Origin of the sequence: Pedobacter cryoconitis (genome assembly GCF_014207135.1) — a bacterium.
Lineage (GTDB): Bacteria > Bacteroidota > Bacteroidia > Sphingobacteriales > Sphingobacteriaceae > Pedobacter > Pedobacter cryoconitis_D.
This window is the reverse complement of the sequence record NZ_JACHCC010000004.1, coordinates 347,732-359,876: the sequence shown is the minus strand read 5'-3', so window position 1 is coordinate 359,876 and position 12,145 is coordinate 347,732. Positions and strand designations below refer to the sequence as shown.

The 12,145-nt window shown below is 38.8% G+C and carries 11 protein-coding genes; 5 read left to right on the top strand and 6 right to left on the bottom strand.

Annotated elements, in window-relative coordinates:
• The first annotated feature begins 78 nt into the window (after nucleotides 1-78).
• Entirely contained in the window at nucleotides 79-1,287 is a 1,209-nt protein-coding gene (locus HDF25_RS09225) for a serine hydrolase domain-containing protein (RefSeq protein WP_184624452.1), read from the top strand.
• A gap of 1 nt (nucleotide 1,288) precedes the next feature.
• Here the strand turns inward: HDF25_RS09225 and recG are convergent, their stop codons facing one another.
• The 5 genes from recG to HDF25_RS09205 form a co-directional block, all read right to left on the bottom strand.
• Complete coding sequence (gene recG, locus HDF25_RS09220) at nucleotides 1,289-3,394, bottom strand: ATP-dependent DNA helicase RecG (RefSeq protein ID WP_184624451.1); 2,106 nt, start codon at nucleotides 3,392-3,394, stop codon at nucleotides 1,289-1,291.
• An 11-nt stretch (nucleotides 3,395-3,405) separates the two neighbouring features.
• Nucleotides 3,406-4,323: an EamA family transporter gene (locus HDF25_RS09215; protein ID WP_184624450.1), complete on the bottom strand. Its 918-nt coding sequence runs from the start codon at nucleotides 4,321-4,323 to the stop codon at nucleotides 3,406-3,408.
• A 1-nt stretch (nucleotide 4,324) separates the two neighbouring features.
• The gene (locus HDF25_RS09210; RefSeq protein ID WP_184624449.1) at nucleotides 4,325-4,705 is read right to left on the bottom strand and encodes a RidA family protein; all 381 of its coding nucleotides are present in this window, start codon (nucleotides 4,703-4,705) and stop codon (nucleotides 4,325-4,327) included.
• Nucleotides 4,706-4,837, bottom strand: a complete 132-nt coding sequence (locus HDF25_RS25930) for a DUF6728 family protein (protein WP_317618194.1) — start codon at nucleotides 4,835-4,837, stop codon at nucleotides 4,706-4,708.
• Nucleotides 4,838-4,970: 133 nt separating this feature from the next.
• Entirely contained in the window at nucleotides 4,971-6,320 is a 1,350-nt protein-coding gene (locus HDF25_RS09205) for an OmpA family protein (RefSeq protein ID WP_184624448.1), read from the bottom strand.
• A 169-nt stretch (nucleotides 6,321-6,489) separates the two neighbouring features.
• Here HDF25_RS09205 and HDF25_RS09200 point away from each other — a divergent pair, with 169 nt between their 5' ends.
• The 3 genes from HDF25_RS09200 to HDF25_RS09190 are packed head-to-tail and all read left to right on the top strand — an operon-like array spanning nucleotide 6,490 to nucleotide 9,355.
• Nucleotides 6,490-7,779, top strand: a complete 1,290-nt coding sequence (locus HDF25_RS09200; RefSeq protein WP_184624447.1) for an aminopeptidase P family protein — start codon at nucleotides 6,490-6,492, stop codon at nucleotides 7,777-7,779.
• A gap of 3 nt (nucleotides 7,780-7,782) precedes the next feature.
• Entirely contained in the window at nucleotides 7,783-8,436 is a 654-nt protein-coding gene (locus tag HDF25_RS09195; RefSeq protein WP_184624446.1) for a glycosyltransferase family 32 protein, read from the top strand.
• Nucleotides 8,437-8,479: 43 nt separating this feature from the next.
• Entirely contained in the window at nucleotides 8,480-9,355 is an 876-nt protein-coding gene (locus HDF25_RS09190) for a glycosyltransferase family 2 protein (protein ID WP_184624445.1), read from the top strand.
• A 1-nt stretch (nucleotide 9,356) separates the two neighbouring features.
• Here the strand turns inward: HDF25_RS09190 and meaB are convergent, their stop codons facing one another.
• A complete protein-coding gene (gene meaB / locus HDF25_RS09185; RefSeq protein ID WP_184624444.1) occupies nucleotides 9,357-10,253 on the bottom strand; it encodes a methylmalonyl Co-A mutase-associated GTPase MeaB in 897 nt (298 codons plus the stop codon).
• A gap of 59 nt (nucleotides 10,254-10,312) precedes the next feature.
• Here meaB and HDF25_RS09180 point away from each other — a divergent pair, with 59 nt between their 5' ends.
• Nucleotides 10,313-12,136 (top strand): ABC transporter ATP-binding protein, encoded by a 1,824-nt coding sequence (locus tag HDF25_RS09180; protein WP_184624443.1) that lies wholly within the window; start codon nucleotides 10,313-10,315, stop codon nucleotides 12,134-12,136.
• Nucleotides 12,137-12,145: the final 9 nt, after the last annotated feature.

The following is a 12,145-nucleotide window of genomic DNA, read 5'->3' as shown; positions in this document are numbered from 1 at the left end:
ATAATGTTTAAAACTCTTTTGCGTTTAAAGGGTTAATATTGTTTATTTTTCGGCCTTCAAAAAAGACTAATCTAATTCATGACTTATCGTACCATTTTTCCCGTGGCTTTTTTGGCCACTTTCCTAATTAGTGCCTGTACACACGCCGATAAAAAACATCAGGACCCAAAGATCAGAACTGTAAATGATGACAAAGCAGATAGCCTGCTCATCGCATACGATCCAGCCAAAGGGGATAAATGGATTGCCAATTTTGTAGATAACCTGCATAAGAAATTTGGCTTCAATGGAAATATGCTGGTTGCCAAAGACGGTAAAATTCTTTATGAGAAAGCCATTGGCTGGGCAGATTACCTTCATCGTGACAGCTTAAAGATCAGTTCTGAATTTGAACTGGCTTCCATTACCAAAACATTCACGGGAGTTGCGATCATGCAGCTGGTTGAACAGGGAAAGCTGAAGTTAACGGATAATGTTAAAAAATTCTATCCTAACTTTCCCTATGAAGATATCACTGTAAAATTATTGCTTACACACCGGAGCGGGATGATGAACTATGTTTATTTCAGTGACGGCGTATGGAAGGATAAAAAGAAACCGATGAGTAATCTCGATGTGATGAACCTGATTGCGCAATACAAACCTAACCGTTATGCCAAACCAGATACCAGGTTCCATTACAATAACTCAAACTTCATGGTGCTGGGCGCCATCATTGAAAAAGTAACCGGCAAAAAATATGCTGATTATATGATGGAAAACGTATTTAAGCCAGCGGGTATGAAACATACCCATGTATATTCTACTACTGCCTATGCAAAAATACCTGTTGATGTGGTAGGACATGACCGCACCTGGAAGTATTCAGTGGTTCAGAATTTCCTTGACGGGCCAGTTGGCGATAAAGGTATATACAGTACCATTCATGATCTGGTATTATATGATAATGCACTAAAAAAAGGCCGCTTATTAAAACAGGCCAGTCTTGATTCTGCTTATACAGGCCACAATAAAGCTGTAAATGGTCACTTTAACTATGGTTATGGCTGGAGAATGTTTGATGGTGAGAATGGCCGCAAAGTAGTTTATCATACTGGCTGGTGGCATGGTTTCCGACATATTTATGTACGGGATATACAAAAAAATATAGTGATTATTTTCCTGGGTAACCTGACTAACGGAAGTCTGATGCATTTAGATGACCTTTATAAACATCTCGGTGTTCCGGTGATCAGAAAAGGGGCCTATACCGGCACCGGATCTATGCCAGGAAGTGACGAAGATTAAATTAAGATATTTTATCCAAAGCGATCCCTCCGCTTTTTTTATCGACAAAGCGCTTAAGTAAAGCGTTTTCCGGCAAAGAAAGTGTGGGATCCTGTTGAAAAACCTCTATTACTGTATTTCTGGCTTCATGCAGTATCTGCTGATCCTTCACCAGGTCTGCCAGTTTAAGATCCAGCACCCCGCTTTGCTGTGTACCAGACAAATCACCCGGTCCCCGCAACTCCAGATCTATTTCAGATATCTCAAAACCATTATTGGTCAATACCATGGTATCCAACCTCTTTCGTCCTTCTTTACTCAGTTTATGACCAGACATCAAGATGCAATAGGACTGCTCGGCTCCCCTGCCTACCCTGCCCCGGAGCTGATGCAATTGTGATAACCCAAAGCGCTCTGCATTTTCAATAATCATTACTGATGCATTAGGTACGTTTACCCCCACCTCTATGACTGTTGTAGCCACCATAATCTGAGTTTTACCATCTATAAACCGTTGCATTTCAAATTGCTTGTCCGCGTTCGGCATTTTTCCATGAACAATGCTGATCTGATATTCCGGGAGCGGAAACTGATAACGCATCTGCTCAATACCAGCTTCTAAATGCAGCAGATCTAAAGTCTCACTTTCTTTGATCAGTGGATACACCACATAAACCTGCCGCCCCTTGGCAATCTCCGTTTTCATAAAACCAAACATTCTGAGACGTTGCCCCTCAAATAAGTGTTTAGTTTCAATTGGTTTCCTGCCCGCAGGAAGCTCATCGATCATGGAGACATCCAAATCACCATACAAGGTCATTGCAAGTGTTCTTGGGATAGGTGTCGCGGTCATGACCAGTATATGTGGGGGAATGCTGTTTTTGCGCCATAGTTTTGCACGTTGTTCTACCCCGAACCGATGTTGTTCATCGATCACCACCAATCCCAGATTCTTAAACTTCACCTTATCCTCAATCAGTGCATGTGTACCAACCAGAATGTCAATTTCTCCGGCTTCAAGCTGCTGGTGCAAAAGCGTCCGCTGTTTTTTTGTACTGTTACCTGTTAATATGTCCACTTTAACCAGTGACCCATTTAACAGTGAAGCGATAGAATGATAATGCTGACGGGCAAGGATCTCGGTTGGTGCCATCATACAAGCCTGGCAGCCATTATCATTGGCTAACAGCATACTCATTAAAGCTACTACTGTTTTTCCACTCCCAACGTCTCCCTGAACCAGACGATTCATCTGAATGCCCCTTTGGGTATCAATTCTGATTTCTTTAATCACCCTTTTCTGCGCACCTGTAAGTGCAAAAGGCAAAATATCTTTATAAAAAGTGTTGACTCTTTCTCCGACTGTACTAAACAGATGGCCTTTAAATTTCAGCTCTCTGAATTGCTTATTGCTCAGTAACTGTAACTGAATAAAGAATAATTCCTCAAATTTCAATCTGCGCTGCGCCTGTTGTAAAGTGGTACTATCTTTTGGAAAATGGATATTCAACAAGGCCTCACGGCGGTTCATCATCCGGTATTTTTCCAGAATATAAGCCGGAATGGTCTCACGAATCTCCTGCAAACAATTTTCAATAACCAGAGTCTGCAGCTTTTGAATCCCCTTACTGTCAAGAGAAAACTTCTTCAGCTTTTCAGTAGAGTTATATACAGGCTGTAAAGTCAGGTTTCCTGTTACAGTAGCGGGTCTTGGATAATTTTCCAGTTCAGGATGAGAAATGCTATAAGAGCCATTAAATACAGTCGGCTTCCCAAATGCAATATAAACTTTGCCGCGCATTACATTTTCGTCTACCCACTTTAAACTTTGAAACCAGACCAGTTCAATGGTACCTGTCTCGTCAGTTAATCTCGCTACAATTCTTTTTTTATGTTTTTCACCTATCGTTTCTTTACCGGTAATGCGCCCAAGAATCTGCACATAGGGCAAATCATCGCGTAGCTCACTTATCTTGTAGAAGCGCGTTCTATCAATGTAACGGAAAGGATAATACCCCAGTAAGTCTGCATAGGTGAAAATACCTAGTTCCTTCTGTAGTATTTCGGCACGTTTAGGGCCAACCCCTTTCAGAAATTCAATCGTTGTATCCAGATCAGAAGCAAACAAGTTGTTGGTAATTAGGTATTAATATTATATAATTTAGTGGCAAATATATCTTTTATCAGGCTCCAGTTAAATAAAATAACTGAAAACAATAAAAGCAGGTAGGCATATATCTGGTTAGCGTTGATTGCCACGCCATAATATAACACAGCAATAGCAAAGGCTATGATTGGATTAATATAAATCATAATCCCCAGTGTAGACGAGGGTATACCAATCAGTGAATAAAGATTCAGGAATAGTGGTATAATCGTGAATACTGATGCAATCAGAAAAATATGCGTCCAGAACCAGCCACTTTGAGGGAAACCATGGTATTGATAAATAAAGAATGGCAACAGAATCAGACAGGAAACAAAAAACTGAACAGCCAGTACATTGAGTTTATCAATTCCCTGCATCTTTCGCTGAATAACCAGATAACCAGCATAAAATGCTGCAATAATTATTGACCACAAAACATCTCTTATTGAGCCTGTGGCAAGAAATATAACACTAATCAGTGCAATAGCCAGAGAAATCAGTTTTATCGGGGATAGCTGTTCTTTAAGAATAACAAAACCACCAAATGCAGTAAGCAACGGGCATACCATATAGGCAAATGCCGCAGACGTAAGACTTACATTGTTAACTGCATAAATAAAAGTATACCAGTTCAGCGTTAAAAATACAGTAGCCAGAAGAATTTGCCAGATAAAGGTTGTCTGCTGTTTTTTTGAGACATTCTTTACGTAGGTTATATCTGCTCTCAGTTGTTTTCTTCTAAAAAGAAGGATAACTGTCCAGATCAGGATCAATGAAGTAAATATACGATAGTAAAGGATCTCCTGAGACGGAAAGCTTTTGATATTCCTCAGCGGAACAGCAAAACATCCCCAGATTACAAAGGGGATGAATCCTGCAACTAAATAGCGTAAATTCGACTTCGCCAATTTATCCTTTATAAGCAATTACTGAGATTTCAACATTCACTCCCTTAGGAAGCCCTTTTACAGCTACAGTTTCACGTGCAGGAAAGTCGGATTCAAAATACGAACCGTAAACTTCATTCACCTCTCCAAAAAGATCCATATCCGATAAAAATATAGTAGTCTTCAGAATATGAGTGAATTCAAAGCCAGCCTCTAATAATACGGCATTCAGATTACGCATAACCTGTTCAGTTTCTTCTTTAACAGAGGACTGTGTAAGTTCTCCTGTTGCCGGATTAATTGGAATCTGACCGGATACATATAGAAATCCATTAGCTAATACTGCCTGACTATAGGGTCCGATTGGGGCTGGTGCATTCGAGGTATTGATGATTGTCTTCATTTATATCCAGTGTAAAAGTTTCAAGATGATTCCTATGACGAAAATTGAGATGGCAAGCACATTAATGACATGCATGATTTTGATGTCAATACTGGTGGGCCTGTCCGGATCTTTTTTTCTAAAAAAGTACATATCACAAATGTATAAAATAATGTTCCAATCAGGTACTGAAATTAAAAATCAGCACATCCTGTTATTTATAAAATACAAGGCACAAAAAAAGGCCCTGATAAATCAGGGCCTCTCCTATGTTGTTTAAGAAATATTAGTTTCTTGAAGTTTCAACACGACGATTTTGGATACGACCTTCTTCAGTATCGTTAGAAGCGATTGGATTAGCTTCTCCGTAACCTTTAGTAACAACTTTGTTTGCACTAACTCCAGCGTTAACTAAGTAAGTTTTTACTGAGTTAGCTCTGTCTTTAGATAATTTCAGGTTGTAAGCAGCAGTACCTTCGCTAGAAGCATAACCTTTTAATAAGGCTTTACCATTGCTTTCTTTTAACACTGAAGATAATTTATCTAAAGTTGGATATGATTCAGTTTTTAAAACTGAAGAGTTGAATTCAAACTGGATAGTTTCGAAACCAGTTACGTTACTAGTGTTTGCAGGAGCTACAGTAGCTGCTGCAACTGGAAGAGGACATCCTGATCCATCAACTGCAGTACCAGCAGGAGTTCCTGGGCATTTGTCAAACTGATCAGAAACACCGTCACCATCGCTATCTTTTTTCAAATCTTCAACAGATTTTTCAACGTTAGATACACGAGATTTAAGAGCTTCAACTTCACGACGTAAAGAAGGATCTTTCAATTCATCATACATCATTGCTAATGGGTTAACCCATTCTAAATCTGGTTTCGCTTTTGAACCTAAAGAGAATTCTAATCCAGCATAACCGTATGAGAATTTATCTTTAACTGGTTGTTTAGAATAAGTTCCGTAGAAGTTACTTGCATCAACAAAGTGCATTGTATAACCTAAGTTAAACGCAACACGGTCAGAAACTTTAAATTTCACACCAGCACCAACTGGGATATAAGCTTCTTTCACGTAAGTTTTATCACCGTTTTTACCAGCGTGGTCTTTCCAGTCAGTAACACTACCGTCAGCGTTAGTAACTTTAGGAGCATAAGCAACTAAACCGTAACCAACAGTAACGAAGAAGTTAACTGAATTCTCACGACGTAAGAAATCTACAGTTGCAACATTAACAACACCTCTGATGTCTGCAGCATAACCGATCTGAGTAGATGTACTAGAGAAGCCATTTGCAACACCACCTGGTTGATCTTTGTTTGAACCAGAAACTTTTCCACGGAAAATGTTACCTTCTAAACCAAAAGCATGACCCAGTTGTTTTTTTAATGAGATACCGTAACCTAAGTTAACGTCAGCATTTGAAACTTTGTTTGATCCACCGATCGCAACGAACGGAGATAAAACACCAGCATTAACACCGATTGACCAAGTTCTGTACTGGCCTCTTCCGCCAAATACTTTGGCTGAAGTCGAAGTGGAAGTAGAATCAGTTTGTGCAGATGCAAGAGTTGTAACTCCCATAACAGCGACAAAAGAAACTGCTAAACCCTTCTTTAAAGTAGAATAATTCATAATTTTTCTTTTTTAAGGTTAAACAAATTTAAAAATGTATAATTTTTTTGTGTAGCAAAATTAAACAAATTTTTAATTCTCACAACACCTGTACAAACTCCGTTCCAATTTTAACAAATTTTAAGAATTCGATATAATTACCTTTATTTGTTGTACTTAGACCCGGGACATGAAATACCAGAATATAGATCACAAACTCTTTGTCAAAAACAGAGAAAACTTCACCAAACACCTAAAAAACAACTCATTAGCTATATTTAACTCTAATGACGAGTTTACCAGAAGTGGAGACCAGAATTTTCTTTTCAAACAAAATTGTGACTTGTTTTATCTTTGTGGCATTGATCAGGAGAAGACTATTCTATTACTATACCCTGATTGTCCTAATCCTTTATATCGTGAAGTCCTCTTTTTAAGACAGACAAATGATCATATAAAAGTATGGGAGGGCCATAAATACACAAAATCAATGGCCGAACAGGCCTCCGGTATAACAAAGATTTATTGGCTTGAGGATTTTACGAATATTCTTCATAGTATAATACATTACGCTGATCACATATACCTCAACACCAATGAGAATGACAGCAGCCCACACACAGTTGCTTACCGCGATATTCGTTTTATTGAAGAGATGAGGACTAAATATCCTTTGCATCACTACGAAAGGGCTGCCCCAATCCTGCGTCAGTTAAGACAGATCAAGTCTGCAGAAGAAGTTATGCTGATTCAAAAAGCCTGTAACATAACCAGAGATGCTTTTATCCGTGTACTTAAATTTGTTCAGCCCGGTGTAGCAGAGTATGAAATCGAAGCAGAGATTATCCATGAATTTATAAGACAGCGGGCTACCGGTCATGCATACCCTCCGATTATTGCCTCAGGTAATAACGCCAATATCCTCCATTATGCAGACAATAATCAGTCATGCAAAGAAAATGAGTTAATATTAATGGATTTTGGAGCTGAATATGCGAATTACAATGCCGATCTGACACGCACTATTCCTGTAAGTGGCCGATTTACCCCCAGACAAAAGAGCGTTTATAACGCTGTACTACACGTGATGCAGGAAGCTAAAAAACTAATGAAGCCAGGTACTTCCGTAAAAGATTACAATGACGGAATAGGCGAATTAATGACAGAGCAGCTGATAATTTTGAAGCTGATATCAATAGACGACGTACATAATCAAAATCCGGCATTTCCAATCTATAAAAAGTATTTTATGCATGGAATAAGCCACCACCTTGGTCTTGATGTCCATGATTATGCTGATCGCCATACCCCCTTCAAAGCTGGAAATGTATTAACTTGCGAACCTGGAATTTATATCCCTGCCGAAGGATTCGGCATTCGCTTAGAGAATGATATATTACTGACCGCAGATCATAACATCGATCTGATGGCCGGCATCCCGGTTGAAATTGAAGAAATTGAAGAAATCATGAACAGCTAATTAATGTCAATACCAAAAATTATACACCAGACTTTTAAAACATCCCGCTTACCGTGGTTAACCCGATGGCACATTTCCAGATTCAGAAAGAATAATCCTGAATATAGTTATGAATTTTACGATGATGAGCGAATCGATACTTTTTTACAGGAAGAGTTTGGTCAGGATATCCTGGCACTCTATAAAAGAATTGATATAGGTGCAGCCAAAGCCGATTTTTTCAGATACGCAGTTCTCTATAAAAAAGGAGGTATCTACGTTGATATTGATAGTGCAATTAATGGTAAACTGGATGACTTCATCAGAGCGGATGACAAGGCTATTATTTCCGTTGAAAATAACCCGGATGTTTTTGTACAATGGGCTCTGGTCTATGAGGCGAATCATCCTTTCCTACAAAGGACTATTGAACTTATTGTAGAGAATATCAATTGTAACAGATACCCGCACGATGTACATCAGATGACGGGGCCGGCCGTCTATACAAAGGCAGTCAATGAATGTATAACATCCTTACCTGATGTTTCATACCGGATGCTTGGAACAGATTATGAGGGCCATTTTAAATTTAAATATCCATTGAGCAAACTATTGTATCAAAAAGGGGAGCACTGGAAAAAAGTACAATTAACAAAACCAGTCCTGAAACCTCAATAAAACTATCTTTGTTCCATTAAAAGCTTTACCTCCAAAACAGATCATGAAAGTTGCCGGTTTTACATTTATCAGAAATGCAGTAAAAAACGATTATTCAATTGTAGAAGCAATCTGCTCTATTCTTCCTATTTGTGATGAGTTCGTTGTAGCTGTTGGTTATTCAGAAGATGGTACCAGAAAACTAATTGAAGACATTGATTCTCCCAAAATAAAGATTATCGATACCGTATGGGAAGAGAGCCTGAGAGAAGGAGGAGCCGTTTTTGCGGTCGAAACCAATAAGGCATTCTCAAATATTTCCAAGGATGCCGACTGGGCATTTTACATACAGGGTGATGAATGTGTCCATGAAAACGACCTCCCTGAAATAGTTAAGGAGATGCAGGATAATTTACATGATCCACGTGTTGAAGGTCTGCTTTTTAAGTATAACCATTTCTATGGTTCCTATGATTATACTGCCGAATCCAGAAGATGGTACAGAAGAGAAATCAGAATTGTCAGAAGAAACCTCGATGTAAGTTCTTACAGAGATGCCCAGGGTTTCAGAATTAACGGGAGAAAAATAAATGTAAAGCTGATCGACGCTTATATTAATCATTACGGATGGGTCCGCCCACCACATGGATTAGTAAAAAAAGGACAAAACTTTGAAACGTTCTATAATCCGGATGCAGTTGTACAGGAAGTACCGGTTACAGCCTCTTTTGATTATGGCAATGCCGATGTTTTAAAACATTTCAAGGGGACGCATCCTGCTGTAATGCAAAACCGTATAGCTAAGGCTAACTGGAAATTCAGTATTGATCCGACGAAAGCAAAAAACAATGACAGTTTCCGTATCAAACTATTGTTAAAAGTATATGCACTTACAGGAATCAGGGTCGGGGAATATAAAAACTATAAAATCATTAAGTAATTCAATTCTCCTTATAAGCGTTGATAAATTTGTACAGGTTAAAATCAGGTTTATCATATGCTTCTGCTACCTTTTGCTGAAGTTCTGATTTTACTATATCCCTCATTCTGTAGTTCTGAATTAATTTAAAAGCTTTTTCTACATACAAAAACAGCCTCAGATCACTTTCTTCCTCCCCTGCATTTCGAATCCAGTGTAATAGATCCTGGGTACCTATACCTTTATCTGCTATCGTTTTAAATACAGGAACAACATTTTTACGCTGATGCAGCATCTTTGTAAGCTTATTGGCAAAGGACACAGCACCATCCCGGTCGGCTTTGTTGACCACAAAAACATTCCCGATTTCCATCAAACCAGATTTGATATGCTGGATCTCGTCTCCCGCCTCAGGTACTAAAACCACTACAGTTATATCAGCCAGACCGGCTATTTCTATTTCAGATTGCCCGACGCCAACAGTTTCCACAATAATATAATCGAAATCCGCCGATCTCAGCACATCCACCATTTCTATTATCTTGGCAGACAGGCCACCTACAGAACCACGCGTAGCCACAGACCGGATATAAACATTAGGTTTGTTAAAGTGTGCAGACATCCGTATTCTATCCCCTAAAAGCGATCCCAGATTAAATGGCGAAGTAGGATCGACCGCAATAACAGCAATCTTTTTACCTGCTTCGCTCCATTGATCAATCATAGAATTAACTAATGTACTCTTACCGGCCCCAGGTGGGCCAGTAATACCAATGACCGGGATACGCTGATTGATCTTCAGTCCTTTTAACAAATCATCACTGCCATCTAAGCTATTTTCGACCAGCGTAAGTACGCGGGCCAAAGCAATAAAACTTCCCTTTTTAATTTCTACTATAAGAGATGAATGGCTGTTCATTAATGATTCTTTTAAACAAAGCTAGTAAATCCGTAGCTTTGAAAAATTTTTAAATTCTAATGAAGATCTATTTCAGAATATTAAGCTTCGCAAAACCGATAGAAAAGTTTGCCATTCCATATATCATAGCAACGATACTAGCCATATTTTTCAATACTTTTAATTTCACCCTGCTATCTCCATTACTTGACACCTTGTTTTCTACCGGAAAACCAGCAACAGGCGGAGTTGCTGCAGTTATAGGAAAATTTGATCTGCTTGGTCAATTTAAACTCTATATCAATGAGACTATCAATACGGTAGGAAAAATTGGTGCATTAAAGATTGTATGTACAGTGATACTCGTATCTGTACTACTATCAAATTTCTTCAGGTATTTATCACAGCGCTTTATGGAAGACCTGCGTGTCCATACCTTATTAAATTTACGTAAAACTGTATTTAATAATGTAATGGACCTGCATCTTGGGTTTTTCAATAACGAACGAAAAGGAGATATTATATCTAAAGTATCTTCCGACGTACAGGTTGTCCAGTTTACAGTAACCAATACCTTACAAGTTATATTTAAAGAACCTGTACAGTTGATTTTCTACGTTTTTGTCTTGTTCAGTATTTCTGTAAAACTCACGTTATTCTCTTTACTTGTGATTCCGGTTTCGGGCTTCATTATCAGTAAAATTGTAAAAAGATTAAAAAAACAAGCTACTGCAGCCCAGGAGTCTTTCGCCAGAATGATTGGATTCTTAGACGAGGCATTAAGCGGCATAAAGATTATTAAAGCATTTAATACGACACAAAGGATCAAGGATAAATTTAGTCTAGAAAATCAGTATTATTCTTCGCTAAGCAGAAAAATGGCGAGAAGACAACAACTCGCTTCTCCCGTTTCCCAGGCGCTGGGTATCCTTGTGGTTGTGATTATTGTACTGTATGGTGGTTCATTGGTCATTAATGGCAGTAAGGAATTTTCAGCTTCCGACTTCATTATGTACATCGCAGTCTTTTCCCAGGTGATGCAACCCATTAAGGCTATCAGTGATTCATTTTCGAGTATTCACTCAGGTATAGCAGCAGGAGAAAGAGTGTTGGAACTGATAGATACTAAAGCACAGCTCACTGATAAACCAGATGCCATAGAATTTAAAGATTTCAGTCAGTCCATCGTATTTGAAGATGTGTCTTTCAGTTATGGAGACAATCAGGTCCTTCACCATATTAACCTGACTGTTCCTAAAGGAAAAACCATTGCACTGGTAGGCCCTTCGGGAGGTGGTAAAAGTACAATCATGGACCTGATCCCCCGTTTCCATGATCCGCTTACAGGTACCATAAAAATAGACGGATTAGATTATAAAGATCTTAAGGTTGATAGTATACGTGCCACAATGGGTACAGTTAATCAGGAATCCTTCCTTTTTAATGATACTATATTTAATAATATTGCTTTTATCAACCCGACAGCCACCGAAGAAGAAGTAATTGCAGCAGCAAAAATTGCGAATGCACACGAATTTATTCTTCAGACTGAAAATGGATACCAGACCACTGTCGGAGACAGGGGGAATAAACTTTCTGGTGGACAAAGACAACGTATCTGTATTGCCAGAGCTATTTTAGCAAACCCTCCGATTATGCTATTGGATGAGGCTACTTCCGCACTGGATACAGAGTCAGAAAAATTAGTTCAGGATGCCTTGAATAAACTGATGCAAAACAGAACATCTATTGTTATTGCGCACAGATTGAGTACAATTCAGCATGCTGACACCATTGTCGTAATAGAAAAAGGAGTGATTGCTGAAACCGGCAGCCACTCAGAATTAATGTCCAGAAACGGATTATACAGACGGTTAATTGACATGCAGTCTTTTACAGATTAAGGGAGTTCT

Excerpts from the sequence above, each read along its gene's own strand:
- HDF25_RS09210 (WP_184624449.1), bottom strand. The coding sequence starts at position 4,705 with ATGAAGACAATCATCAATACCTCGAATGCACCAGCCCCAATCGGACCC.
- HDF25_RS09195 (WP_184624446.1), top strand. The coding sequence starts at position 7,783 with ATGTCAATACCAAAAATTATACACCAGACTTTTAAAACATCCCGCTTA.
- HDF25_RS09200 (WP_184624447.1), top strand. The coding sequence starts at position 6,490 with ATGAAATACCAGAATATAGATCACAAACTCTTTGTCAAAAACAGAGAA.
- HDF25_RS09205 (WP_184624448.1), bottom strand. The coding sequence starts at position 6,320 with ATGAATTATTCTACTTTAAAGAAGGGTTTAGCAGTTTCTTTTGTCGCT.
- HDF25_RS09190 (WP_184624445.1), top strand. The coding sequence starts at position 8,480 with ATGAAAGTTGCCGGTTTTACATTTATCAGAAATGCAGTAAAAAACGAT.
- meaB (WP_184624444.1), bottom strand. The coding sequence starts at position 10,253 with ATGAACAGCCATTCATCTCTTATAGTAGAAATTAAAAAGGGAAGTTTT.
- HDF25_RS09180 (WP_184624443.1), top strand. The coding sequence starts at position 10,313 with ATGAAGATCTATTTCAGAATATTAAGCTTCGCAAAACCGATAGAAAAG.
- HDF25_RS25930 (WP_317618194.1), bottom strand. The coding sequence starts at position 4,837 with ATGTACTTTTTTAGAAAAAAAGATCCGGACAGGCCCACCAGTATTGAC.
- HDF25_RS09225 (WP_184624452.1), top strand. The coding sequence starts at position 79 with ATGACTTATCGTACCATTTTTCCCGTGGCTTTTTTGGCCACTTTCCTA.